The following is a 26,287-nucleotide window of genomic DNA, read 5'->3' as shown; positions in this document are numbered from 1 at the left end:
CGGCTCGTCTTGCCGCCCCACCTTGACTAGATGGCGATATCCAGCGGTTTTCCTTCCCGCACAACCCGCAACTTGAGCGACCCCGGCTTGCCGGTGCTGAGCAGTTCACGCACCTTGTCGATCTCGAGGGGACGATAAGCCACCCCGTTGATCTGCTCCAGAATGTCGCCGTTGGCCAGACCATAGGGGGCAAGATCCCGTTCATCGCTGTAGTAGACCTGCAGATGCTCGCCATCAAAACGCACCCCGATATTGCGCAGGATTGGCGGCACTTTGCGCGCCAGGCTGTCGGCGTCGTAGCAGAGCATCATCCGCCCGGGTATGATCGCAAAGCGATTGAAGCGGTTAACAAAATCCAGCCCCAGACCATACTGCTCATTGCTGTTTTCAGACACGCGCAGCTCACCGAGCTGGCGCTCATCAAAGTGCAGGCCGGTGAGGATATGGTCACGCCCCTCCACCATACCGCTGGCGTCCACCCCTTTGCGTGGCGTGGCATCTTCGCCAGCAATCGCCTTCTGGGTGGCCATAAAGTCGATAAAGGCATGGTCGGCATAGCTCTGATCGGCCCCGGTATCCAGATACATGCGCACGCTGCTCTCGCCGTGGGTCAGATAGACTGCCGGGGAGCGGTTGTAGCTATCTTCATAGCCGATGCAACGCTCGAACATGGCAGCCGACGGTGCCGTCAGCGAAGCCGTGAGCTGATGCCTGTCGCGATCAAACACCCAGTTGAAACGGCGGATGGTGTCGATCCCGAGGATGCCATCGATACGGCTGCCGAGAGACTGGGAGAAAAGATCGAAATCAACGGTTGCCCACAGATCGCTGTCATCAATGGTGACCGACCCCACCGAGAAGGGCTGCGGCTCAACAAAGCCAAGCTGCTCGCTGCCCAGTTGGCTCGAAACGCTGTTCACACTGGCAAAATCAGCCTGATAGGCCCTGGGCAATTCCCTTAAGGTCAGCGCCTTGAAGCGGCTGGCCAGACGACGATCGATAAAGGTGATACTGGCCCCGGTATCGAGCAAAAACTGGTACTGCTCACCAGCGATGGTGACGGGGATCAGGGGGGCGCTTTCGTAATGCACTGTCAGCACCGGGCCGGGTGCATTGCGCTTGGTGGATGAATCCGGGGCTGTGCAGCCTTGGACGACGAACAGGGCCAACATGGCCAGCGCCACTTTGAACTGCGACTTCATAACTCTCCTTCCCGATAGCAGATGCCCCCGCAACGCCACCGCATAATGCTATCTTGTTGATTTATAGATAAATAAGCTATTTCAGCGGGGGATGCGGACAATAACAAAGAGTTTTATGCTGGTTCAAGCCGGATATGACCATGAATATTCTATGGTGATAGATGAAAAATGGTTGTTCACGCTATCTCGGCGCGCCATCAATCGTTGGCGACATTTGATTAATTTATTGATCTTGCACAGAAAATCTCAACATTGAGCTTTCTCTCCACAGCGCCATGGTTAATATTGCCATTTGGCAACACTTGCCTCGTCGGAGTCTCCCATGAGCCATGCCAACCCCATCCCGTTGGTGAAACGCAGCAGACTGGAGGCTGAAATTCAGGGGCGGTAGCCATGCCGGATGGAATGGATAAGCGAGAGTTACCTTCGACCCACTCAAAATGGTGACGACCTCATTTTTATTTCTGACCTGCTCAAGCAAGCGTGCTTTGGCGGCGCTTTCTATGCGCAACCCATGTACTGTTTTTTTCATACAGTGGTCACCGTGGAGCATAAAGAGGAAGTCAAGCGAATACTCCCAGCATGAGAAGCAAACGGGTAACATTATGAGTTAATAATGATTTTCACTTGGTGGCGATGAAAATGTTACGGAGTTATATGGAATTCTCTGCTAACGGATTAGTACCGCCTTCCATCTAATCACTGTTATGGATTCTGAGCGCTAAATGGTTACCAATAAAGGATTGAAAGACTTGAATTATATAGAAAGATTAATAAATGCGGTCGACTACACGCGCAGCTTAGGATTGAAGATTGAAAAATCTCCGATCCCGCTAGGTGAAAAGATTGAACGTTCAACCATGCAAGATATTTTTCAACTATGTGGTGATGCGTTATACCACTATGGTTATCAAAATTCAGAAGATTTAGCTGGGCAATGTGCGCCTGTACATTTAATGCTAATGTCTCATCTTAAAAGCGACATGAACATTGAAAGCTTTATCACGATAGGTGATAGATATTGGGATGATTACGTCTATTGTGAGATGTCTAAAGATTCTATAGAACGTGAACTTGAGAAGCCGAGTATTGATGGAGACATTAAGGCTCATGTTTGGCTGACCCTTACAGATGGTACGATTTTAGACTGTACTGCAGAGGCACATGCCGATCTCCTTTTCAAGCGAGGCCTACATCCTGCCCACAAATGCATAATGCTCGTTGATCCAACTCAGGAAAAAAGTGCTAAGTCGGGATATCATAGGCCTTATCTGATAGGAACTGATTTTTTAGAAAAGACAGGGATGTATCGGATTGTACATCCATAACAAAGCATTGCAGCGGACAAGCCGCTGAATGCGGCGTTACCCCTCAATTGAAACCCGAGTAAATTTATGACAGAAAGCCCGTTAAATGCTGCGTTGAGAATTTTTGAAACAGCAGAAGCAAACCTAGTAAAGCTTGAAAAAATCTGGATAGAAATGGAATCAATAATTCCTAGCGGAGTGGCGTTTCTAGACGATTCTGGCTATGAGAATAATTGCAGAGATTTCGAAAATGTTTTGTCCTGTCTCCCCAAAATCGATGGTTGGAAACCAAAAATTTACTTGATGAACTTGAATGGGATAGGACAGAACAGACTTGATGCAATGGAAGTTGGCGAAATAGAGTGCCAAATTTCGGTTGAGAATCAGATATACGAACCAGCCAAGTTAATTCGCGAATATAGGCATAAGTTCGATCGTAAGAGGCGTGAGCTAGTGCGAGATGCACTTCAATCGGCTATTGATAGCATAGATGAAGACTTGAGAGATCTCGCAATTGAGCTCGAAGGTAAATCTGAAGTCAATGAAGCCGTTACCCGCTCTAGCTTTGATGATTTAAAGTCTCATATTGCTGAAATTGATACGTTACTGGGCAGTGAGCCTCGCCCTAGTAGATGGACAGACCTGCACCGACACTTACATTTCGGGTTACTCGGAGATCTTCAAGATATCATTAATCATGACTGGCCGAGCGTAAAAAGTGGCATTAGAAAGTCACTGTACGGAGAGAAAGAGCCCATACCTGTCGAAATAGACGATCTTGGCAGTTTAGTATCTAGCAAGCCTACAGGCCCCATTGTTGTACAGCTTAAATGGGAAAAGCTCTCTCCAGATGATTTTGAGAGAGTAATATTTGCTCTGATCTCTTCTGAAAAAGGCTATGAAAACCCCGAGTGGCTGATGAAAACTAACGCTCCTGATAGAGGAAGAGATTTATCCGTATTAAGAGTTCATAACGACCCTCTTGGCGGTGTGTTCCGGCATCGAACAATTATTCAATGTAAGCACTGGTTGTCAAAAAGTGTTTCTGTATCTGATATAGCAGAGCTTAAAGAACAAATGAAACTTTGGGAGCCTCCAAAAGTTGATATTCACGTAATCGCTACTTCGGGAAGATTTACTTCTGATGCTGTAGCTTTAGTCGAAAGACATAATCAGTCTGATAGTGGTTTAAGAATAGAAATGTGGCCAGAAAGCCATTTGGAACGTTTGTTATCTCGTCGTCCATCGTTAATTGCAGAATTTGGGCTTCGATGAGAGACAAGGGAATTGGGACCCCCACCATTTTGAGTGCCGCGTAGCGAGCCCACTTAGCCACCGACGGGCACGGTATTGTTGTGGCCTCCTCTGATTTGCTGAGACGAAGCTACAGCACGTAAGTTCGATTAGCGAAGCGTAATCGGACGTTCGTGATAACAATATTTCGTGATAGCACCAGTTGCCTTAAGATTCCGAATTTCAGATGGCATCTTTATTCACCTGTAGCTTTGCTGGCTTAACACATCCAAAGGAGATTTATGAAGCCTGACTTAACCGGCACTCGGGTTGTATTGCGCACCATTGGCCCGCAGGATGCAGCCGATCTGTTCGAGATTTATGGCAATCCACTGACCATGGAGTTTGCCTCTGATCCCTGCTTTACCTCTCCCACCATGGTGGCGCAGTTGATGGCAAGCGTGGTGCGGCTGGAGCAAACGGGGGAGTCGCTGGAGTGGGCGATTGTCGAGCGGGAGGGCAACAAGGTGATCGGTACCTGCGGCCTGCACAGTTTCAGCGAGGCGGGTCGCTGCTGCGAGGTAGGTTGCCTGCTCAATGCGGCCTATTGGCGCAGAGGGTTTATGTCGGAAGCGCTGGGATTGCTGTTCGCCCACGCCACCACACTGGGAGTCACCTGCCTCACCGCAGATATCGATGCAGATAACGTCCGTTCTATCGCCCTGTTTGAAAAGCTAGGCTTCAAGGCGCATGCAGGGCGCTATCAGCGCATGCTCCCCTTTGTCTGACCCGAAGACCAGAGCCACAACGTCCTCGCCTCTCAGGGCGTTGTGGCAAGGATCAGGCATAAAAAAACCGGAACCCTTGGGTTCCGGTTTTTTTTCATTCCAGCCGTGGCTGGCAAACCAGCAAATTAAGCCTGGTTTTTAACTTCTTTCAGACCGCGGAAAGGAGCTTTGGCACCCAGAGCTTCTTCGATACGGATCAGCTGGTTGTACTTGGCTACACGGTCAGAACGGCTCATGGAACCGGTCTTGATCTGGCCAGCAGCGGTACCAACAGCCAGGTCGGCGATGGTAGCGTCTTCGGTCTCACCGGAGCGGTGGGAGATGACGGCAGTGTAGCCAGCGTCTTTGGCCATCTTGATGGCAGCCAGAGTTTCGGTCAGGGAACCGATCTGGTTGAACTTGATCAGGATGGAGTTGGCGATGCCGTTGTCGATACCGCGCTTCAGGATCTTGGTGTTGGTTACGAACAGGTCGTCACCAACGATCTGGATTTTCTTGCCCAGTTCAGCAGTCTGGTAGGCGAAACCTTCCCAGTCAGATTCGTCCAGGCCATCTTCGATGGAGACGATCGGGAACTTGGTGGTCAGGTCAGCCAGGAAGTCGGAGAAACCGTTAGAGGTGAAGACACGACCTTCGCCTTTCAGGTTGTACTCTTTCTTCTCTGCGTCGTAGAACTCGGAAGCAGCGCAGTCCATAGCCAGGGTGATGTCGGTGCCCAGTTTGTAACCGGCAGCGGCAACGGCTTCAGCGATAACTTCCAGCGCTTCGGCGTTGGATTTCAGGTTCGGAGCGAAACCACCTTCGTCACCAACTGCAGTGTTGTAGCCCTTGGACTTCAGCACTTTGGCCAGGTTGTGGAACACTTCTGCGCCCATGCGAACGGCTTCTTTCAGGGTCTTGGCGCCAACCGGCTGGATCATGAACTCCTGGATGTCGACGTTGTTGTCGGCGTGCTCACCACCGTTGATGATGTTCATCATCGGCAGCGGCATGGAGTAAACACCCGGGGTGCCGTTCAGCTCGGCGATGTGGGCGTACAGCGGCATGCCTTTGGCAGCAGCGGCAGCTTTAGCGTTAGCCAGGGAAACAGCCAGGATGGCGTTGGCGCCGAACTTGGATTTGTTCTCGGTACCGTCGAGGTCGATCATGATCTGGTCAACGGTGGCCTGGTCCTTGGCATCTTTACCCAGCAGAGCTTGAGCGATCGGGCCGTTTACGGCTTCGATGGCTTTCAGCACGCCTTTACCCAGGAAACGGCTCTTGTCGCCGTCACGCAGTTCCAGCGCTTCGCGGGAACCGGTGGACGCGCCAGACGGAGCGGCTGCCATACCAACAAAACCACCTTCCAGGTGAACTTCGGCCTCAACGGTCGGGTTACCACGGGAGTCGATGATTTCACGACCGATCACTTTAACGATCTTGGACATGTGTATTTCCTCAGGTTTCGTAAAAAAACAACAAAAATATGCCAAAAAAAGCGGCTGTGGCACAGTGCCCCAACCGCATTTATTTTCAATTACTTCAAATTACGCTTCTGATACTCGCCTGCCGCCTTCACAAAACCGGCGAACAGAGCGTGGCCATCACGGGGAGTAGAGGTGAACTCCGGGTGGAACTGCGCAGCCACGAACCAGGGGTGATCCGGGATCTCGATGATTTCCACCAACTTCTTGTCGGCGGAAAGACCGGTCACTTTCAGACCTGCCGCTTCAATCTGCGGCAGCAGCTTGTTGTTTACTTCGTAACGGTGACGGTGACGCTCGTAAATGGTCGGGCTGCCGTACATCTGACGCACCTTGGAATCTTCGACCAGGTGGCAGAGCTGGGAACCCAGACGCATGGTACCGCCCAGATCAGACTTCTCGGTACGGGTCTCGATGTTGCCCTCTTCATCCACCCACTCGGTGATGAGGCCGACAACCGGGTATGCGCAATCTTTCTTGAATTCGGAGGAGTGAGCCCCTTCCATGCCCGCCACGTTGCGAGCGAATTCGATCATGGCAACCTGCATGCCGAGGCAGATACCCAAGTAGGGGATCTTGTTCTCGCGGGCATACTGGGCAGCCAGAATTTTGCCTTCCACACCGCGCTCACCGAAGCCACCCGGCACCAGGATCGCGTCCAGACCTTCCAGCAGCTCGGCGCCACGGGTCTCGATATCCTGAGAGTCGATGTACTTGATGTTGACGGAGTGACGGGTCTTGAGACCACCGTGCTTAAGCGCCTCGTTGACGGACTTGTAAGCGTCCGGCAGGGAGACGTACTTGCCGACCATACCGATGGTCACTTCACCAGTCGGGTTGGCCTCTTCGTAGATAACCTGTTCCCACTCGGACAAGTCAGCCTCTTTGCACTCCAGACCGAAACGCTCGGTGAAGTAGGAATCCAGATTCTGGGATTTCAGCAGTGCCGGGATCTTGTAGATGGAGTCGACGTCTTTCATGGAGATGACGGCGCGCTCCGGCACGTTGCAGAACAGGGCGATCTTGGCGCGCTCGTTGGCCGGAATGGCACGGTCAGAGCGGCAGATCAGCACATCCGGCTGGATACCGATGGAGAGCAGCTCTTTGACGGAGTGCTGGGTCGGCTTGGTCTTCACTTCACCGGCAGCAGCCAGGTAAGGAACCAGCGTCAGGTGCATGAACATGGCGTTGTTGCGGCCCACTTCGGCAGCCAGCTGACGAATGGCTTCAAGGAACGGCAGGGACTCGATGTCACCTACAGTACCGCCCACTTCGACGATGGCAACCTGATGGCCTTCGGCACCGGCAATCACCCGCTCTTTGATGGCGTTGGTGATGTGCGGGATAACCTGAATGGTGGCGCCCAGATAGTCACCACGACGCTCTTTACGCAGTACGTCGGCGTAGATACGGCCGGTGGTAAAGTTGTTGCGACGGGTCATCTTGGTGCGGATGAAACGCTCGTAGTGGCCCAAATCCAGATCGGTTTCGGCCCCGTCCTCGGTTACGAACACTTCACCATGCTGGGTCGGGCTCATGGTGCCCGGATCCACGTTGATGTACGGGTCCAGTTTCATGATGGTCACATCCAGACCACGGGCTTCCAGAATGGCTGCCAGAGAAGCTGCGGCAATGCCTTTGCCGAGGGATGAAACAACGCCACCAGTAACAAAAATATATTTGGTCGTCATGCTGAACCTGAAAGAAGTTTAGGGAATTTTAAGGGGTGCTTCGGGGATGAAGCAGGACGGGGAAACAGTATACCAAAAACCCCTCTCCCAAACAATGAGCAAAAATCTATCAGGCTCACCGCCCCCCCATCTTGCGCCAAATCAACTTTGCTCGGTTTCCTTCGCCTTATCCCAAGCGGCATCGAGCTTTTCGAGGGTGCAATCGGTCATTTTCAAGCCTTCTGCGGCGATTATCTGCTCAACCTGACGAAAGCGACGTTCGAACTTGGCGTTGGCGCCTCGCAGTACCTGCTCCGGATCCTTGCCCAGATGGCGCACCAGATTGACGGTGGCAAACAGCAGGTCACCGAGCTCATCGCTCACCCGAGCCTCGTCCACATCGGCCATCAATGCCTCTTCCATCACCTCGTCGATCTCTTCGTGGATCTTGTCCACCACAGGCCCCAAGGTTTTCCAGTCAAAACCGACGGTGGCACAGCGTTTCTGGATCTTGCCGGCGCGGGTCAGGGCAGGCAACGCCTGCGGGATGTCGTCCAGCACGCTCTCTTTGTCGAGGGCCGCTCGCTCTTTGGCTTTTTCCGCTTCCCAGTTCGCTTTTACCGCCTGCTCGTTGGAGAGATCTGCATCGGAAAAAACGTGGGGGTGACGGCGAATGAGTTTCTCGCTCACCGTATCGACGATATCGGCGAAGTCGAACAAGCCCCGCTCTTTACCCAGCTGGGCGTAAAACACCACCTGAAACAGCAGGTCACCCAACTCCCCTTTCAGCCCTTGCCAATCCTCGGTCTCGATGGCATCGGCCACCTCGTAGGCCTCTTCCAGGGTGTGCGGCACTATGGTCTGGAAGTCCTGTTTCAGATCCCAGGGGCAGCCGTTTTGCGGATCGCGCAGACGAGCCATGATATCGAGCAGTTGGGGCAGATCGTAACGTTGGGACATGGGATATTCGCTTTCAATTCGTTCAAAAAGGGTCGTAAATACAGACCGGCCACTGGGGCCGGTCGGTTCGCTATCAAAGCCGCTTGGCGCTGATCACGTCGTTGAGCTGACTGAGCTTGGCCAACGCCCGGTTGAAGGCGTTGATGTTGTAAATCTCCAGCTCCATGTCGATCTCCGCGGTCTGCTCGCGCACATTGGAGCGCGAGCGCACCCCCATCACATTGATCTTCTCGTTGGCCAGCACTGTGGTGATATCGCGCAGCAGGCCGGAACGATCGTTGGAGATGATCCGGATGGTGAGGCCGTAGCCGCCGGAGTAGTTCTCCCCCCACACCGCATCGATCAGCCGCTCGGGGTTGCGACGTGACAGCTCCTTGAGCTGCTCGCAATCTTCCCGGTGGATCGAAACGCCGCGCCCCATGGTAATAAAGCCCTGAATGGAGTCCCCCGGAATGGGCTGACAGCAGCGGGCGATATGGGTCATCAGGTTGCCGACCCCTTCCACCACGATGTGATCCTTGGGCTTGTGGCGCATCGGCGCATTGGCCTTCTGCTCCAGCTTCTCCAGCAGGCGGCGATCTTCCTCTTCCGCCGTCGGCTTGTTGTAGCAGGTGTCGAGATAGTTGAGCACCTGGTTGATGCGGATGTCGCCGCTACCGATACCGGCCAGCAGATCGTCGGTGCTCTCCAGATTGAAACGGCGCAGCATGTTGCCCTTGTCGATCTTGGACATGCTGAGATTATGGCGATCCAGCTCCTTCTCGAACAGCTCGCGACCGGCCACGATATTCTTGTCCCGATCCAGTTTTCTGAACCAGGTCGCCACCTTGGCCCGCGCCCGGCTGGAGCGCAGGAAGCCGGCGTTGGGGTTCATCCAGTCGCGGCTCGGGTTCGGCTCTTTCTGGGTGATCACCTCCACCTGATCGCCGGTCTGCAGCGCATAGGTAAACGGCACGATGCGGCCGTCAATCTTGGCGCCGATGCAGCGGTGGCCGATCATGCTGTGGACGTGATAGGCAAAATCGAGCGGGGTGGCACCTGCCGGCAGGTCGATGACATCCCCTTTCGGGGTGAAGACGTAGACCCTGTCCTCGAACACCTGACTGCGCAGATCTTCCAGCAGGGAGCCGCTCTCGGAGAGATCCTCCTGCCAGGCGAGCAGCTTGCGCAGCCACTCGATCTTGTCTTCGAAGGTGTTGGCCTTGCCGCCAGCCTGTGCCCCTTCCTTGTAGCGCCAGTGCGCCGCGACGCCTAGCTCGGCATCCTGATGCATCTGGTCGGTACGGATCTGGATCTCGACCGTCTTGCCCTCCGGCCCCACCACTACGGTGTGGATCGATTGGTAGCCGTTGGGTTTGGGGTTGGCGACATAGTCGTCAAACTCGCGAGGAATGTGGTGGAACTGGGTGTGCACGATACCGAGCGCCGCATAGCAATCCTGCAACCGCTTGGTCACTACCCGCACCGCGCGCACGTCGAACAACTCGTTGAATTCGAGGTGCTTCTTCTGCATCTTGCGCCAGATGCTGTAGATGTGTTTCGGCCGACCGTACACCTCGGCGTCAACTCCCGCCTCTTTCAGGCCATTACGCAGGGATTGCACAAACTCGCGGATGTAGCGCTCGCGGTCGAGCCGCTTCTCGTCGAGCTGCTTGGCGATCTGTTTGTAGGTATCCGGATGCAGGTAACGGAAGGCGAGATCTTCCAGCTCCCACTTGAGCTGGCCGATGCCCAGACGGTTGGCGAGCGGTGCATAGATGTTGGTGATCTCCTGGGCCATCAGCACCCGGGTCTCTTCATCTGCCGTCTTCGCTTCCCGCAGGCAGGCGATCCGCTCCGCCAGCTTGATCACCACGGCGCGCACATCCTCGACCATGGCGAGCAACATGCGACGCACGTTGTCGACCTGCTCCGGCGAGGTTTCGCTGCGATGGAGGGTCTGCAGGGAGCGGATGGCTTCCATCTCCAGCACCCCTTCCACCAGCTTGGCGATCTTGGAGCCGAAGTCCTCGTCCATCCGCTCCTGGCTGATGAGACCGGCTTCGACGAAGGGGTAGATGATGGCCGCTTTGAGGGTACCGATATCCATGCTGAGCATCTGCAGGATGCCCACCATTTCGATGCCGCGCACCAGCAGCTTGCTGGTCAGCGCCTCGTCACCGAGCGTCAGACAATACTGGTAGACGGTTCGCAGCTGATCCTTTTCACTGTCACTCAAGGAGAGCGAGCTGACCCACTCTTCCAGGGTGAAGTTGTCTTTCAAATGAATATCGCGAACCGCAACCATGGTATCAATCCTTTAAATTATCGGGCCGAAAGCTGTCACTTTCTCCCCTCATGAGATTGCCTCAAATGGGGATATCCAGCGCACTTTTCAAGGCATATTGTCCAGAAAGACAATAGAGCGCGCCAACAGGCCCTGCCGAACGACGAGGGTCTAGATTACCCCAATCACATCAGCTCAAACAGCCGCAGACACGCCAGATTGCATATCTGCATCGCCGTACTGATGAGCAGGATTACTTCATATACACATCAGCCCAAACAGCCGCAGACACGCCAGATTACATATCCGCATCGCCGTACCGATGAGCAGGATTACTTCATATACACACCTGCTCAAACAGCCGCAGACACGCCAGATTACATATCTGCATCGCCGTACTGATGAGCAGGATTACTTCATATACCACACCAGCTCAAACAGCCGCAGACACGCCAGATTACACATCCGCATCGCCGAACTGATGAGTCATTTACTCCCGTTCAAACAGCGCCATGGACTCCAGATGACCGGTGTGGGGGAACATGTCGAGCATGCCGAGGCGCACCAGACGGTAACCCCCTTTCACCAGCACCTGACTGTCCCGCGCCAGGGTGACCGGGTTACAGGAGACGTAGACCACCCGCTTGGGTGAAAGTTTCACGACGTGTCCCATCACTTCCAGCGCGCCGGGGCGAGCCGGATCCAGCAGCACCAGATCAAACCCTTCCCGCGCCCAGGACATGCCGACTATGTCATCGCTCAGGTCTGCCTTGTAGAAACGGGCATTGGTGATGCCATTGCGACGGGCGTTCTCTTCGGCCCGCTGCACCATGGCCAGTTCACCTTCCACACCCACCACTTCGCGAGCCTGACGGGCCAGCGGCAGGGTGAAGTTGCCGATGCCGCAGAAGAGATCGAGCACCTTGTCATCCTTGCTCGCCCCGAGCCATGTCAGCGCCTGCTCAACCATGCTCTGGTTGATGGGGCCGTTGACCTGAATGAAATCACCGGGAGCAAATGCAAGAGACAGGCCATCCAGCGAATAGGATGGGGAAAATTGTTGCTGCAGCGCTTCGATGCGATCATCGGCCGCTTGCAGATAGAGGTCGATCCCCTGCGCTTTTGCAAACTCCACCAGCAGGGCGCGATCCGCCTCATTAGGGCGGCCGGTGTGACGCAGCAGCATCATGATCCCCTGCTCCGCCTGGATAAGCTCGGCATGGCCCAGCTCGCGCTGGCTCTTGAGGCGATTGAGGCACTCACGCAGCGGGGCAATCAGCGCAGAGAGCGGCTCGGCCAGCACAGGGCAACTGTCGTTCTCCACCAGATCGTTGCTGTTGCGACGGCGGAAACCAACCCGGGTGCAGCGACCGTTCTTGTCAAATTTGATGGCCAGACGACAGACCCGGCGGTAGGCACGATCTTCACCGGTCAGTACCGGCTCCAGCGCAGGCGCCTTGATGTTGCCCAACCGCTCGAACAGGCTGACCAGTCCCGCCGCCTTGGCGGCTTGCTGATCGGCAACCGACATGTGCTGGGCACTGCAACCGCCGCACTCGCGATAGTGGCTGCAGAAGGGGGCGATACGGTTGGCCGCCGGGGTCACCACCTGCTGCAAGGCGGCGTGACCATACTGCTTTTTCTCTTCGGTGATGCGTGCCTTGACGGTCTCGCCGGGCAGTGCCCCTTCGACGAAGATCGCCTTGCCCTGATGGCGACCGATACCGACGCAGTGGTGATCGAGGGTGTCTATCGTAAATTCAATGCGTTGGAGCTGGGTGGACTTCTTTTGGGGCTTGAAAAACTGGGCCATAAAACTTGGTGCCTATAGGTGGCTATGTCATGATTGTGGAATCTGCTGCCGGGTATTGTCCCACAAGAATAATAGTATGACCAAATACGGCCACAGAGCCCGTGTATTGCCATCAACCCTATCGCCAACCCTGTTCACTGGTGGCCTGTTCGTATGACCAAATATGGCCTGAGAGCACGCGTTCTCGCCTTCACCATCCTGCCGACCCTGATCATCGGTGGCCTGATGGCCGGTTACTTCACCTTCCACCGCTACCAGCAGCTGGAAAACAACCTCATTGATCAGGGGATCAACATCATCGAACCGCTGGCGATCGCCAGTGAATACGGGATGACCCAGCACAGTCGCGAATCCCTCAAGCGGCTCATTGGCCTGACCCATCGCAAGAACTCCCCCTTCATCAAGTCCATCGCTGTCTTCACCCAGGACAACCAGCTGTTCGTCACCTCGAACTACCACCGGGATTTCACCCGGCTCAGGCTGCCCGATGGAGAGCCTATTCCGGATCTGACCAGCGTGACGTTTCAGGGGGACGACATCATTTTGCGCACCCCGATCCAGGCTGAAACCAGTCTGGATGGCTTCCCGCTGCCCAGCGATGTAGAGCCGCCGATGATCGGCTACATCTCGATGCAGATGGCGACCGACCGGGCCATGCTGCTGCAGTACCGCGACACCTTCTTTGCGGTGATCATGGTGCTCATCGGGGTGGCCTTCAGCACCCTGTTTGGCTTCCGTCTGGTCAAGAGCGTGACCCAGCCCATCACCAACATGGTGCAGGCGGTGCACAAGATCAGGGAGGGGCGCCTCGATACCCGGGTCAGCGGCCAGCTCACCGGCGAGCTGGATATGCTGAAAAACGGCATCAACGCCATGGCCAAGGCGCTCTCCGAATATCACGAAGAGATGCAACAGAATATCGATCAGGCCACCTCTGACTTGCGCGAAACTCTGGAGCAGATCGAGATCCAGAACGTCGAACTCGACATGGCCAAGAAGCGGGCGCAGGAGGCGGCGCGGGTCAAGTCGGAGTTTCTGGCCAACATGTCCCACGAGCTTCGTACACCGCTCAACGGGGTCATCGGTTTTACCCGCCAGCTGCTGAAAACCAGCCTGACCCCGAGCCAGACCGACTACATGCAGACCATCGAGAAATCGGCGCGCAACCTGCTTGGCATCATCAACGACATCCTCGACTTCTCTAAGCTGGAAGCGGGCAAGCTGCAGCTGGAGCATATCCCGTTCAGCCTGCGCGACACCCTCAACGAGACCATGCACCTGCTCGGCCCCAGCGCCCACGACAAGCAGCTGGAGCTCTCCCTGCGGGTGGATGCCGATGTGCCGGACTACCTCACCGGCGACCCCATGCGTCTGCAACAGGTGCTGACCAACCTCACCGGTAACGCCATCAAGTTCACCGAGCAGGGCAACGTGGATGTCCATATCGAGCAGACCGGCAGTGGCAACCACAAGGTGAGGCTCAACGTCCAGATCCGCGATACCGGCATCGGCATCTCCCAAGAGCAGCAACATCAGCTGTTCCAGGCCTTCAATCAGGCCGACTCCTCCATCTCTCGCCGTTATGGCGGCACGGGCCTGGGCCTCGTCATCACCCAGAAGCTGGTGCAGCAGATGGGCGGCCAGATCCGCTTTGAATCGGAGCTCGGCAAGGGCTCCATCTTCTCCTTCAGTCTGGATGTAGAGGTCTCCCCCCTGCCCCAGACCGATCAATTGCCGCTGGATCGGATCCGTGGCAAACGGCTCTGGCTGCTGGAACCGGATCCCTTCGCGCAAGCCTCTCTGCTCGCCCTGTTGGCGGAGTGGCACCTCGACGTGCACCCACTGACCAGCGATGATCCCTGGCCCGAGATGAGCGAGCAGGAGATGGTGATCATCGGCAGCAGCACCCTGCATACGCCGCAGCAGGTGCTCGGCCGTCTCGACAAACTGAACGGCCAGCAGCAGAACACCATAGTACTGCTCAGCAGCCACGAGCCAGCGCTCTATGAAGCGATGCTGGCCCATGGCGCCCAGCACTGTCTCTCCAAACCGGTCAACCACCGCAAGCTGCTGCACGCCCTGCTATCGCCGGAATCGAGCCGCCAGAAGCTGCCTGCGCAACCTGCGCCGCGCCAGTTGCAGCCAATCAAGGTGCTGGCGGTGGATGACAACGCCGCCAACCTCAAGCTGATCGCCGCCATGCTCAAGGAGATGGTGAGTCAGGTGGTGGTGTGCAAAAACGGCAAGGAGGCGGTCAAGCAGGCCCAGAGCCAGCCGTTCGACATCATCTTCATGGATATCCAGATGCCGATCATGGATGGCATCAGCGCCACCCAGGCGATCCGCAACCAGTCCCTCAACACCACCACCCCGATCGTGGCGGTGACCGCCCACGCCATCCCCGGCGAACGGGAGCGGCTGATCCGGCAGGGGATGGACGACTATCTGGCCAAGCCCATCGACGAGAGCATGCTGGCCCAGCTCATCACCGACTTTGCCCATCGCCGTCACCAGAATAATGGTGCCCAACAGATCGACTGGGCACTGGCGGTGCGGCAGGCGGCGGGGAAAGAGCATCTCGCCAGAGAGATGCTGACCATGCTGCTGGCCAGTTTTGACGAGGTCGAGCCGGTGCTGGATAGCGCGCTGGCGGGCGAAATTGAAGATAGCGAGGTGCTGGCCCAGCTCCATCGCCTCAACGGTGGCTGTGCCTATTCCGGGGTGCCGGGACTGCAACGCCTGCTCTCCCAGCTGGAGCAACAGCTGCGTGACGGCGTGCCGGTGAGCGAACTGGAACCCGAGCTGCTGGAGCTGCAAGATGCGCTGGAACTGGTGCGCCAGGAGGCGCCCCGCTATCTCGGCAAGGCTTGATGAGCTTGACCTGAACTGTATCGGCCCCCGCTTTTTCTGACGCGAGGGCTGCCAGATGGTAAAGTTGCGCCGTTTACACAGGAGTCAGCATGACCAACAACGATATTCTGCGCCGTCTGCGCTACGCCCTCACCATCAGCAACGATCAGATGGTCGAGATGTTTGCCAAGGGCAACCTGACGGTCACTCACGCCCAGCTGCACAGCTGGTTGATGAAAGAGGCGGCGGAAGGTGAAGAGCAAGAGGCAGGCTATGTCGCCTGTCCCGACTCGGCCCTGAGCCAGTTCCTCGACGGCTTCATCATCGCCCGCCGCGGCGTGCGGGAAGATGCACCGGCCCAGGTGATCCCGAACCGGATCAACAACAACATGATCCTGCGCAAGCTGCGCATCGGTCTCAACTTCAAGGAAGAGGATATGCTCGGCACCCTCAAGCTCGCTGACTTCAACCTCTCCAAGTCCGAGCTCAGTGCCCTGTTCCGCTCCAAGGATCACAAGCACTATCAGGATTGCGGGGATCAGATCCTGCGCAACTTCCTGATCGGTCTCACGGCCAAATACCGCGGCTAACCAGCCGCGCGACTGACCAGACCGGGCCTTCGACATGTGCCAGCGACTCACTCCTCCCACGCTCAGCAGACTGACTGTGGCAGGGGGATGGCGCTGGCGCTGTCTTCTTCCCTTCTTTTTTCTGCCACTGGTTCTGCTGCTGGGTGGTTGTACTCCGTCCGAATATCAGCTCTCAACCCGCTATCAGAGCGCCAACCAGAACGAGCGGATCGGCTTTCTGATCCTCCACTACACCGACGAAGATGATGCCAACTCCTTGCGCCTGCTGACCGAGCCGGAGCACAAGGTGAGCGCCCACTACCTGATCCCCCGCGACAGCCAGGAGACCCCGCTACCGGTCTATCGGCTGGTACCGGACAGCGCGCGCGCCTGGCATGCCGGACGCAGCCGCTGGCACCAATATGCCGGGCTCAATGCCAGCTCCCTTGGCATCGAGATCGTCAACCTCGGTTATCCAGCGGAAGATGAGCCGCTGGCCCCCGATGCGCGGCGCTGGCAACCCTATACCCCACAGCAGATAGCCGCCGTCGGCGCACTCAGTCGGGAGCTGGTCGCCCGCTACCAGATTCCACCGACCCAGGTGCTGGGCCACAGCGATGTCGCCCCCGAGCGCAAACAGGATCCCGGCCCCCACTTCCCCTGGCGCCAGCTCTATCTTGAGTACGGGGTCGGCGCCTGGCCCGATGAAGATCGGGTAGCCGAGTTACTGGCCAGCCCATTGCCCGATTGGGATGCGACCATGTGGCAGCAGCAGCTGGCCCGCTATGGCTACGGCCTGTCCCAAACCGGCCAGTGGGATGAGCAGAGCCGCGCCGTCATGAGCGCCTTTCAGCTCCACTTTCGCGCCAGCAAGGTCGATAGCGAACCGGACCGCGAGTGCCAAGCCATCCTGATGGCGCTGCTGGAAAAATACTTCCCCTAATTCTCATCCATTGCCCCTGTTGCTGCGTACTGTTTGATAGCCGTTAGCTATCAAACAGTTAGGCACAAGCAATTGTCCCTGCATTTTGCAAGGCGTTACTCTGACTGCGTTCCGAAAGAGAATTTCAAACCGATTTCCAAATCTGGAGGTGAATGATGAAAAGCCCGATTGGTCTTGATACTGCTCAATCACAAGCCCTGGCAGCCGAGTTGAACAAATTGCTGGCCAGCTACCAGATCCTCTACATGAACGTGCGCGGCTTCCACTGGAATATCCGTGGCAACCAGTTCTTCGAACTGCACCTGAAATTTGAAGAGATTTACAACGACCTGCTGCTGAAAGTCGATGCGCTGGCCGAGCGGATCCTGACCCTGGACGGGGTGCCCATGCACAGCTTCAGTGACTACCTGAAAGTCTCTGCCATCCCGGAGCAAAAAGGGCTGCACGATGGCCGCGCCTGTGTCGAATCCCTGCTGGATAGCTTCCGCGAACTGCTGGTCGCCCAGCGCCGTATTCTGGGCCAGGCCGCCGAAGCCGGTGATGAGGGCACGGCCTCCATCCTCTCCGACTATGTGCAGCAGCAGGAAAAACTGGTCTGGATGCTGCGCGCTTATCTGGCCTGATAGTGAACCAAGCCAGCTACAGCGTACGTATGCTGGCTTGAGTAAGTACCGGGCCGAAAGCTCCTGACCAGACCACGGCCCAATCCATCTGATTGTTATGTTCTGTTGCAAACCTGAGTTGTCTCTCCTTTTATCCACCCGCTTGCCGCCCTGTTTGGGCGGCTTTTTTGTTTTTGATCTGCATCAAGGGAAACTTAATTGGCAAATTGAATACCTATTAAGTTTTTCGCGAGAGGAATAGAATCGCCACAAAACAGACAACTGAAATGTCCAATTAGGAGAGGCATGATGTTTTGTGTGCAATGTGAACAGACAATTCGTACCCCGGCAGGCAACGGCTGTGCCTACGCACAAGGTATGTGCGGCAAGACGGCGGAAACCTCGGATCTGCAGGATGTGCTGATCTACACCCTGCAGGGGCTCAGCGCCTGGGCGCTGGCCGCCCGCGAGCAGGGCATCATGGATCGCGAGATCGATGCCTTCGTACCCAAGGCCTTCTTCGCCACCCTCACCAACGTCAACTTCGACTCGAATCGCATCGTGGCCTATGTCAATCAGGCCCTCGCCTATCGCCAGCAGCTGGCCGATCGTATGACCGCCATGGCGGTGCAGGTCAAAGACTTGCCGCACTCCGCTTACTTCGAACCCGGTGCCGAGCTGCTGGAGCAACTTGCCCATGCCGCGCCTGCAGCCCCCAATCGGGGCAAGAGCGAGGTGAACGAAGACATCATGGGGCTGCGCCTGCTCTGCCTCTACGGCCTCAAGGGCGCCGCCGCCTACATGGAGCACGCCCGGGTGCTGGATCAGCAGAGTGACGAGGTGGCCGCCGAGTTCCACCGCATCATGAGCTGGCTCAGCACAGATCCGAGCGAAATGGGTCGGCTGTTCAGCTGTGCCATGGAGATCGGTCAGCTCAACTTCAAAATCATGGAGATGCTGGATCTCGGTGAAACCAGCGCCTTCGGTCATCCGGAACCGACCCGGGTCAGGGTCACGCCAATTCCCGGCAAGTGCATTCTGGTCTCCGGCCACGACATGATGGATCTCAAGCTCATTCTGGAGCAGACCAAGGGAACCGGCATCCATGTCTACACCCATGGCGAGATGCTGCCCGCGCTGGCCTACCCCTTCTTCAAGCAGTACCCCCATCTGGTGGGCAACTACGGCTCCGCCTGGCAAAACCAGCAGAAGGAGTTTGCCAACTTCCCGGGCGCCGTGGTGATGACCTCCAACTGCATCATCGACCCGAATGTGGGCAACTACTCGGATCGCATCTTCACCCGCTCCATCGTCGGCTGGCCGGGCGTCACCCATCTGGAGGGGGATGATTTCTCCGCCGTGATTGCCAAGGCGCAAGCGCTGGAAGGCTTCAAGCACACCGAGCTCGAGCACTTCATCACCATCGGCTTTGCCCGCAACGCCCTGATGCAGGCTGCGCCCGCGGTGATTGAGAAGGTCAAAGCCGGAGAGATCAGCCACTTCTTCCTGGTGGGTGGCTGTGACGGTGACAAGGCCGAGCGCGCCTACTTCACCGAGTTTGCCAAGGCGGCGCCGCGCGACAGCCTGCTGCTCACCTTGGGCTGCGGCAAATACAAGTTCAACAAGCTCGACTTTGGCGACATCGGCGGCATTCCGCGTCTGCTGGACGTGGGTCAGTGCAACGATGCCTACTCCGCTATTCAGTTGGCGCTGGCACTCTCCGAGGCGTTCGAGTGCGGGGTCAACGATCTGCCGCTGACGCTGGTGCTCTCCTGGTTCGAGCAAAAAGCCATCGTCATTCTGCTCACCCTGCTATCCCTCGGGGTGAAAGACATTCGTACCGGCCCGACCGCCCCCGCCTTCCTCACCCCGGCCCTGCTCAAAGTGCTGGAGGAGCAATTCGGTCTGAAAGGAACCACCACGGCCGAGGCTGACCTGGCCGAGATCCTGGCGGCCTGATCGGCACCTCATGTTGTAAGCGTTTGGCGAGCCGCCCGGCTCGCCTTTTTTCTGGATCCGGCTTTTTCACCAGACGTTTTTCGAACCGTTTCAAACCTAAGGAGCCTTGTGATGACCTCTCTCACGCTCACCTGCATTGGCCGCCAACAGAACACCCACGACGTAGTGAGCTGGCAGCTGGTGCCGTTTTCCGGCAGCCTCACTCCCGTGCTGGCAGGCCAGTGCATCATCCTGCATACCGAGATTGACGGCCAGCCCCACTGCCGTGCCTATACCCTCTCCTCCAGTCCGCAGGATGCCTGCTGGCAGGTCACCATCAAGGATGTGGGACAGGTCTCCCGCCATCTGCATCAAACCCTGCAAGTGGGGGATGAGATCCGGGCCGATGGCCCGTTCGGCGATTTCAACCTGACCGCCTTGCCTTGCGAACGGCCACTGCTGCTAAGCGCCGGTTCCGGCATCACCCCCATGTGGGCCATGCTGCGGGACGAGCTCGCCAAACGGCCGGATGCCGATATCCGCTTTATCCATAGCGCCCGCTCGCCAGCAGATGTGATCTTCGCAGATGACTTGGCTGCATTGGCCGAAGCTCATCCCGGTGTACGCCATGCCCTGATACTTGAAGAGGCGCCAACGGCTCATCCCTGGGTGGGCCGACTCACCCCCGCCATGCTGGCCGAACTGGCCCCAGACCTGCGCGAACGCCATGTCTATCTCTGTGGCCCGGCCCCCTATATGGCGGCGGTCAGAACCATGCTGACGGAGCTGGGATTGCCGCCGGAGCAACTGCATCAGGAGTCCTTTGGTCTTCCTCCCGCAGAGCCCGCCACCACCAGCGACCACTTCTGGCTGACCCTGAAAAAGAGCGGCAAAAAGGTGAAGATCCTGCCGGGTCAGACCCTGCTGGCGGCTCTGGAAGCTGCTGGTGAAACCATGATGGCTGCTTGTCGCGCCGGAGTATGTGGCAGCTGTCGTTGCACCACCACAGGTGACATCGAGCGCCAGAGCGTGATGACCTTGAGTGCTCAGGATCTGGAGAGCGGCGTTGCTCTGGCCTGCTCCTGTACCGCGAAAGGGGATATCAGTCTCGATTATTGAGATACACAAAGGGCTTCATTGGTATCTCAACCTTTTCCCGAGCGGGCAGGACGGGTAGACTCGGCCCCAGTTTCACCAGAACACGGGATAAAAAATGACAATACTGGTCACAGGGGGCGCCGGCTATATCGGCTCCCACACCCTGGTTGAGCTGATCGGCGCGGGGCAGCAGGTCGTGGTCCTCGACAACCTATCCAACTCCTCACCGGAGTCACTCAAGCGGGTCGAGCAGATCACTGGCAAGCCGGTCACCTTTGTCGAAGGGGATGTGCTGGACAGAGCCTGCCTGCAGCAGCTGTTCGCCACCCACCAGATCGAATCGGTCATTCACTTCGCCGGCCTCAAGGCTGTCGGAGAGTCGAGCCAGATCCCGCTCACCTACTACCAGAACAACATCAGCGGCACTCTGGTGCTGTGCGAAGAGATGGCCAAGGCTGGCGTTTTCCGCCTGGTATTCAGCTCCTCGGCCACCGTCTATGGCGATCCCGCTTCGGTACCGCTGCGGGAAGATTTCCCCACCAGCGCCACCAACCCCTACGGCCGATCCAAGCTGATGGTGGAGGAGATCCTGCGCGATCTCGCCAAATCTGATCCCCGCTGGGCTATCGTACTGCTGCGTTACTTCAACCCGGTCGGCGCCCACGAGAGCGGCCTGATTGGTGAAGATCCCAACGGCATCCCCAACAACCTGCTGCCCTATATCAGCCAGGTGGGTGTCGGCAAGCTCAAGGAGCTGGGGGTATTCGGCAACGACTACCCGACCCCGGATGGCACCGGCGTGCGCGACTACATCCATGTGGTGGATCTCGCCATCGGTCACCTGAAAGCACTGGCGCGCATCAAGAGCGACACCGGCGTCTTCACCTACAACCTGGGCACAGGTCAAGGCTACTCGGTACTGGAGATGGTCAAGGCGTTTGAAGCGGCCAGCGGCCGACCCATTCCCTACCAGATCAAACCCCGTCGCCCGGGCGACATCGCCGAGTGCTGGGCAGAGCCGACGCTGGCCCGTACCGAGCTGGGTTGGCAGGCTGAGCGCGGTCTGGAGCAGATGATGGTCGATACCTGGCGCTGGCAAAGCAACAACCCGAACGGCTATCAAGGCTGATCTCTCACGGGTGGATAACAAAACGCCCCGACATTTTCATGTCGGGGCGTTTTATTTTGCGACGTTCAATCAGTGGGTCTGACTGCGCAGCAGCGGCACACGGGCCAATCGGGGGGCGATGCGGTCTATCAGCCGATCTGCCAGCGGGGTCAGCAGCAACCAGGGCAAGCAGAGGGTCGCCAGCCCCAGCGCGCCGACGTAGACATCGGTAAACCAGTGAGCCCCAGCCAGAATGCGCGGCGCGGAAAAGATCGGCACCATCAGCAATGCGGTGACTCCCGCCCAGCGCGGCAGATAGCGCAAGGCGTAGCCGGCGAAGATCATCAGGAACAGAGCGTGATCCCCGGGGAAGCTGTCACCGGAAGAGTCCTTAGTCGGAATAGCGCTGATCTGGGTCACCCGCAGCGCATCGGCCACCATCAGGGTCGGGCTGGGTCGCTCCACCGGCAATCGGTGACCAAGCTGGTTGATCACCAGAGCACTCAGCAGCATCACTATGCCCATCGCCACCAGCTGGCGACGACCCGCCAGATCCCGGGCGAAGAAGCAGCGGGCCAGGATCAGCCCCATACAGGCCAGCACCGCCAGATCGAACAGCCGGTTATTGGTGATGGCCACCAGATCGGCCCACAGAGCCGACTGGCCGAGCCAGCCGTTAACGGCATGAAAAATCGCGAGGTCCCACTGATCCCAGGGACCATGAGCGGGCAGCGCAGCCCAACTGATGGTCACCAGACCACCGACCAGATAGCAAAGCAGGAACTTGCCCATGGGGACTCTCCTTTGGAAAAGGGCGATATCGTAAAACTGTAGCGTGCGTCACAAAACCGAAGAATTGTAAGAAAGTGCGACACAATATCAAGTCTCAAATAAAGCCTTCCAACCCATTCCAATCTCGCATATCCCAACAGCGCCAAGATTTCTGCCTCCAGTGCTGCATCTGTGGGCCTCTCACCATGAGTGCGGCTTGTGCCACCACCGCAACACCCCCTAGAATGCGCACTTCCCTTTACTGCGAAAGGAAGCGGTATGCATATTCACATTCTCGGGATCTGCGGCACCTTTATGGGTGGTCTGGCGGTGTTGGCAAAACAGCTTGGTTACCGGGTAACCGGTTCGGATGCCAACGTCTATCCCCCCATGAGTACCCAGCTCGAGCAACAGGGCATCGAACTGACCGAAGGCTATGACCCCTCCCAACTCGATCCGGCGCCGGATCTGGTGGTGATTGGCAACGCCATGAGCCGCGGCAACCCCTGTGTTGAATATGTGCTGGACCGCAATCTGCCCTACATCTCCGGCCCCCAGTGGCTGCTGGAGCACGTGCTGCAGGATCGCTGGGTGTTGGCCGTTGCCGGCACCCACGGCAAAACCACCACCGCCAGCATGCTGGCCTGGGTGCTGGAGTACGCCAAGCTGGAGCCCGGTTTCCTGATCGGCGGCGTGCCGGGCAACTTTCCGGTCTCGGCCCGCTTGGGGTCTGCCCCCTTCTTCGTCATCGAAGCAGACGAGTATGACTGCGCCTTCTTCGACAAACGCTCCAAGTTCGTCCACTACCATCCGCGCACCCTGGTGATGAACAACCTGGAGTTCGACCACGCGGACATCTTCCCGGATCTCGCCGCCATCCAGCGCCAGTTCCACCACCTGATGCGCACCGTACCGAGCAACGGTCGGGTGTTGTTCCCGAAGGCGGATGACAACCTCACCGCCGTGCGCAAGATGGGCTGCTGGAGCGAAGTGGAGCTGGTGGGTCAGGATGACGCCAAGTGGAAAGCGGTCAAGCTGGCCGATGACGGCTCCGCGTTCGAGGTGTGGCTGGATGGCGAAAAGCAGGGCGAGGTGCACTGGGAGTGCATCGGCGAGCACAACGTCAACAATGGCCTGATGGCCATCGCTGCCGCCCGCCACGCCGGTGTCATGGTGGAGCATGGCATCGCAGCCCTCTGCCAATTCAAATCCCCCAAGCGGCGGATGGAGCTCAAGGGTGAGGTAGCGGGCATCAGCGTCTATGACGACTTCGCCCACCACCCCACCGCCATCGAGACCACCCTCGGCGGCCTGCGCGCCAAAGTGGGCGAGGCCCGCATTCTGGCGGTGCTGGAGCCACGCTCCAACACCATGAAGCTGGGGGTTCACAAGGAGGAGCTGGCTGGCTGCTTCGATGGCGCCGACGAGGTGTTCTTCTTCCAGCCGCCCAACATCGGCTGGGATCTCGGCGAGGTGACGGCCCATATGACCCGTCCGGCCAAGGTATTCAACGATCTGGAGACCCTGATCAACCGGCTGGTGGCCGAGAGCCGCGATGGCGACCATATTCTGATCATGAGCAACGGCGGCTTCGGTGGCATTCATGACAAGCTGATCGCCCGCCTCAAGGATTACCACGGCGAACTATGAACAAAGCGATCACCCTGGCGCTGACCGGCGCCTCCGGCGCCCCCTACGCCCTGCGCCTGCTCCAGTGTCTGGTGCAGGCGGACTATCGGGTCTACCTGCTCGCCTCATCGGCGGCTCGTGTGGTACTCAAGACCGAGCAGCAACAGGATTGGCCCGGCTCGCCGAAAGAGCTCTCTGCCTATCTTTGTCGCCAATATGGCGCCAAGGAGGGGCAGATTGTCGCCTGCGGCAAGGAGGAGTGGTTCTCGCCGGTGGCCTCCGGTTCGGCCGCGCCCAAACAGATGGTGGTCTGCCCCTGCTCAATGGGCACCGTCTCGGCCATTGCCAACGGCACCTCGGACAACCTGCTGGAGCGGGCAGCGGATGTGGTGATCAAGGAGCGCGGCCAACTGATCCTGGTGCCCCGCGAAACCCCCTTCTCGGCGATCCATCTGGAGAACATGCTGAAACTGGCACGGCTCGGGGTGACCATCATGCCTGCCGCCCCCGGTTTCTATCATGAGCCGAAAAGCATCGCCGATCTGGTGGACTTTATGGTCGCCCGCATCCTCGATCATCTGGGTGTCGAGCATGAGCTGACCCACCGCTGGGGCTATGGCCACCAGTGAGGTGACCGCCATATCCGGCCATAAAAAAACGGCGCCACTCAATGAGTGACGCCGTTTTTTCGTTAAGTCGTGTTAGCGAGCCTGAATTGGCGCCGTCACGTACTTGAACAGGAAATCAGTCACCTCTTGGCGCACCGGGCGCTGAGGTTGATTGATCATCTGCATCATCACATAGCCAAAACCGGTCAAAGAGCGGGCCAGATCCTGTGCTGACAGCACGCTGGTGATCTCCCCTGCATCCATGGCGGTTTGCAGCTCGCTGGCGATCAGCTCAAGGCACTGATCGAGCAGCCGGGTATAGCGGGGCCATACCTCTTCCCGAACCGATGAGCTCCACTCCAGCCAGATACCGGCATAATCCGGTTGATCGTAGGCGGCATCGACAGAGAGGCGTACATGACGCTGGATCTTGTCGAAAATGGAGCCCTGGTCACCGTATGCCTGCGACAGCATCTGGTTCACAAAGCGTTCGATCTCGGCCAGCACCTCATCTACCAACTCCTCGCGGGTGTTGAAATAGTTGAAGACGGTAGCCACAGAGACCTTGGCCTGTTCGGCTATCTCGGCGTGACCTGCACGGCCAATGCCGCGACGGGAGAACACCTCGATGGCACATTCCATCAATTGGGAGCGACGAGCTTCCGGCGACAGCCGGGTACGACGTCTTATTTCTGCGCGTGGTTCCATAGTTTTTATCATCTAATAGTTATTGATTATGGTGTTTATAGTATTTTAACTAATCATGCCTGAGTGCCTGCTAACTCTATCAATTAAAATAAGCCGATAAAAGCACCACGTATCTCTAGCACCCTTCAACATGAGTGGTAGAATCATCGGTTTTGATATTCATGAACGGCCAAATCCCCTTTGGCCTTATGGGAGTAAGTGATGAAACACACCGTCGAGGTGATGATCTCCGAGGCTGAAGTAGCCGCCCGGATCGCCAAATTGGGTGAAGAGATCACCGCCCGCTATCAGGGTTCTGACGAAGTCGTGATGATTGCGCTGCTGCGCGGTTCCTGCATCTTCCTGGCCGACCTCTGCCGCCAGTGCCAGCTGCCCATCACCCTGGACTTCATGACCGCCTCCAGCTACGGCTCCGGCATGCACAGCACCCGTGACGTCCGCATCCTCAAAGACCTGGACGACGATATCAAAGGCAAGGATGTGGTGATCGTGGAAGACATCATCGACACCGGTTACACCCTCAACAAGGTGCGCGAGATCCTCTCCCTGCGCGAGCCAAAATCCCTGGCCATCTGCACCCTGCTGGACAAACCCTCCCGCCGCGAAGTGCAGGTGCCGGTCGACTGGATTGGCTTCGCCATTCCGGACGAATTCGTGGTCGGCTGTGGCATCGACTACGCCCAGAAGTACCGCAACCTGCCGTTTATCGGCAAAGTGGTACCCCAGGAGTAAGCCAGGTTCAGGAATATCACGGGTGAAGC

Annotated in this window: 21 protein-coding genes; 13 read left to right on the top strand and 8 right to left on the bottom strand. The window is 57.4% G+C overall.

The window, feature by feature from the left end:
* Window positions 1-26 precede the first annotated feature (26 nt).
* Window positions 27-1,202 carry an aspartyl protease family protein gene (locus tag AB5Y83_RS15800; protein WP_368175488.1) on the bottom strand — a complete coding sequence of 392 codons (1,176 nt, stop codon included), beginning with the start codon at window positions 1,200-1,202 and terminating at the stop codon, window positions 27-29.
* 725 nt (window positions 1,203-1,927) lie between these two features.
* Here AB5Y83_RS15800 and AB5Y83_RS15795 point away from each other — a divergent pair.
* The 3 genes from AB5Y83_RS15795 (at window position 1,928) to AB5Y83_RS15785 (ending at window position 4,530) form a co-directional block, all read left to right on the top strand.
* On the top strand, window positions 1,928-2,530 hold the full coding sequence (locus tag AB5Y83_RS15795; protein ID WP_019445334.1) for a hypothetical protein: 603 nt from the start codon (window positions 1,928-1,930) through the stop codon (window positions 2,528-2,530).
* Window positions 2,531-2,596: 66 nt separating this feature from the next.
* The gene (locus AB5Y83_RS15790; protein ID WP_368175487.1) at window positions 2,597-3,784 is read left to right on the top strand and encodes a restriction endonuclease; all 1,188 of its coding nucleotides are present in this window, start codon (window positions 2,597-2,599) and stop codon (window positions 3,782-3,784) included.
* 260 nt (window positions 3,785-4,044) lie between these two features.
* Complete coding sequence (locus tag AB5Y83_RS15785) at window positions 4,045-4,530, top strand: GNAT family N-acetyltransferase (RefSeq protein WP_368175486.1); 486 nt, start codon at window positions 4,045-4,047, stop codon at window positions 4,528-4,530.
* A 125-nt stretch (window positions 4,531-4,655) separates the two neighbouring features.
* Here AB5Y83_RS15785 and eno read toward each other — a convergent pair whose 3' ends face one another.
* The 5 genes from eno to rlmD all read right to left on the bottom strand — a co-directional run bounded on the left by eno (window position 4,656) and on the right by rlmD (window position 12,702).
* Window positions 4,656-5,957 (bottom strand): phosphopyruvate hydratase, encoded by a 1,302-nt coding sequence (eno, locus tag AB5Y83_RS15780; protein WP_005335583.1) that lies wholly within the window; start codon window positions 5,955-5,957, stop codon window positions 4,656-4,658.
* An 89-nt stretch (window positions 5,958-6,046) separates the two neighbouring features.
* Window positions 6,047-7,684 (bottom strand): glutamine hydrolyzing CTP synthase, encoded by a 1,638-nt coding sequence (gene pyrG / locus AB5Y83_RS15775; RefSeq protein ID WP_005343329.1) that lies wholly within the window; start codon window positions 7,682-7,684, stop codon window positions 6,047-6,049.
* Between the two features lie 141 nt (window positions 7,685-7,825).
* Complete coding sequence (gene mazG, locus AB5Y83_RS15770; RefSeq protein WP_368175485.1) at window positions 7,826-8,623, bottom strand: nucleoside triphosphate pyrophosphohydrolase; 798 nt, start codon at window positions 8,621-8,623, stop codon at window positions 7,826-7,828.
* A gap of 73 nt (window positions 8,624-8,696) precedes the next feature.
* A complete protein-coding gene (gene relA / locus AB5Y83_RS15765; RefSeq protein WP_005335588.1) occupies window positions 8,697-10,910 on the bottom strand; it encodes a GTP diphosphokinase in 2,214 nt (737 codons plus the stop codon).
* Window positions 10,911-11,379: 469 nt separating this feature from the next.
* Window positions 11,380-12,702 carry a 23S rRNA (uracil(1939)-C(5))-methyltransferase RlmD gene (gene rlmD / locus AB5Y83_RS15760; protein WP_368175484.1) on the bottom strand — a complete coding sequence of 441 codons (1,323 nt, stop codon included), beginning with the start codon at window positions 12,700-12,702 and terminating at the stop codon, window positions 11,380-11,382.
* A gap of 153 nt (window positions 12,703-12,855) precedes the next feature.
* Here rlmD and barA point away from each other — a divergent pair, with 153 nt between their 5' ends.
* From barA to galE, 7 genes are all read left to right on the top strand, one after another.
* Window positions 12,856-15,573 (top strand): two-component sensor histidine kinase BarA, encoded by a 2,718-nt coding sequence (gene barA, locus AB5Y83_RS15755; protein WP_107682715.1) that lies wholly within the window; start codon window positions 12,856-12,858, stop codon window positions 15,571-15,573.
* Window positions 15,574-15,662: 89 nt separating this feature from the next.
* On the top strand, window positions 15,663-16,142 hold the full coding sequence (locus tag AB5Y83_RS15750; RefSeq protein WP_005335594.1) for a DUF1456 family protein: 480 nt from the start codon (window positions 15,663-15,665) through the stop codon (window positions 16,140-16,142).
* Window positions 16,143-16,176: 34 nt separating this feature from the next.
* Entirely contained in the window at window positions 16,177-17,064 is an 888-nt protein-coding gene (locus AB5Y83_RS15745) for an N-acetylmuramoyl-L-alanine amidase (protein ID WP_368175483.1), read from the top strand.
* Between the two features lie 155 nt (window positions 17,065-17,219).
* Window positions 17,220-17,687 (top strand): Dps family protein, encoded by a 468-nt coding sequence (locus AB5Y83_RS15740; protein WP_005362843.1) that lies wholly within the window; start codon window positions 17,220-17,222, stop codon window positions 17,685-17,687.
* A 288-nt stretch (window positions 17,688-17,975) separates the two neighbouring features.
* The gene (gene hcp, locus AB5Y83_RS15735; RefSeq protein ID WP_368175505.1) at window positions 17,976-19,625 is read left to right on the top strand and encodes a hydroxylamine reductase; all 1,650 of its coding nucleotides are present in this window, start codon (window positions 17,976-17,978) and stop codon (window positions 19,623-19,625) included.
* A gap of 111 nt (window positions 19,626-19,736) precedes the next feature.
* Entirely contained in the window at window positions 19,737-20,723 is a 987-nt protein-coding gene (locus AB5Y83_RS15730) for an FAD-binding oxidoreductase (RefSeq protein WP_368175482.1), read from the top strand.
* Between the two features lie 94 nt (window positions 20,724-20,817).
* The gene (galE, locus tag AB5Y83_RS15725) at window positions 20,818-21,831 is read left to right on the top strand and encodes a UDP-glucose 4-epimerase GalE (protein ID WP_368175481.1); all 1,014 of its coding nucleotides are present in this window, start codon (window positions 20,818-20,820) and stop codon (window positions 21,829-21,831) included.
* Between the two features lie 69 nt (window positions 21,832-21,900).
* Here the strand turns inward: galE and AB5Y83_RS15720 are convergent, their stop codons facing one another.
* Window positions 21,901-22,602 carry a phosphatase PAP2 family protein gene (locus AB5Y83_RS15720; RefSeq protein WP_368175480.1) on the bottom strand — a complete coding sequence of 234 codons (702 nt, stop codon included), beginning with the start codon at window positions 22,600-22,602 and terminating at the stop codon, window positions 21,901-21,903.
* A 258-nt stretch (window positions 22,603-22,860) separates the two neighbouring features.
* Between AB5Y83_RS15720 and mpl the strand changes: the two genes are divergently transcribed.
* Both mpl and AB5Y83_RS15710 read left to right on the top strand, forming a co-directional pair.
* Window positions 22,861-24,231, top strand: a complete 1,371-nt coding sequence (gene mpl / locus AB5Y83_RS15715) for a UDP-N-acetylmuramate:L-alanyl-gamma-D-glutamyl-meso-diaminopimelate ligase (RefSeq protein WP_204381565.1) — start codon at window positions 22,861-22,863, stop codon at window positions 24,229-24,231.
* Window positions 24,228-24,839, top strand: a complete 612-nt coding sequence (locus AB5Y83_RS15710) for a flavin prenyltransferase UbiX (RefSeq protein ID WP_042052375.1) — start codon at window positions 24,228-24,230, stop codon at window positions 24,837-24,839. The genes mpl and AB5Y83_RS15710 overlap by 4 nt, the downstream gene beginning before the upstream one ends.
* A 72-nt stretch (window positions 24,840-24,911) precedes the next feature.
* Here the strand turns inward: AB5Y83_RS15710 and AB5Y83_RS15705 are convergent, their stop codons facing one another.
* A complete protein-coding gene (locus AB5Y83_RS15705) occupies window positions 24,912-25,526 on the bottom strand; it encodes a TetR/AcrR family transcriptional regulator (protein WP_005335617.1) in 615 nt (204 codons plus the stop codon).
* A gap of 201 nt (window positions 25,527-25,727) precedes the next feature.
* Between AB5Y83_RS15705 and hpt the strand changes: the two genes are divergently transcribed.
* Window positions 25,728-26,258, top strand: coding sequence for a hypoxanthine phosphoribosyltransferase (hpt, locus tag AB5Y83_RS15700; protein WP_005335618.1), 531 nt, complete (start codon window positions 25,728-25,730; stop codon window positions 26,256-26,258).
* The last annotated feature ends 29 nt before the right edge of the window (window positions 26,259-26,287 follow it).

The sequence above is a fragment of the Aeromonas sp. R5-4 genome (assembly GCF_040908215.1).
Classification (GTDB): Bacteria; Pseudomonadota; Gammaproteobacteria; order Enterobacterales; family Aeromonadaceae; genus Aeromonas; species Aeromonas veronii.
This window is presented reverse-complemented; position numbering and strand designations above follow the sequence as displayed.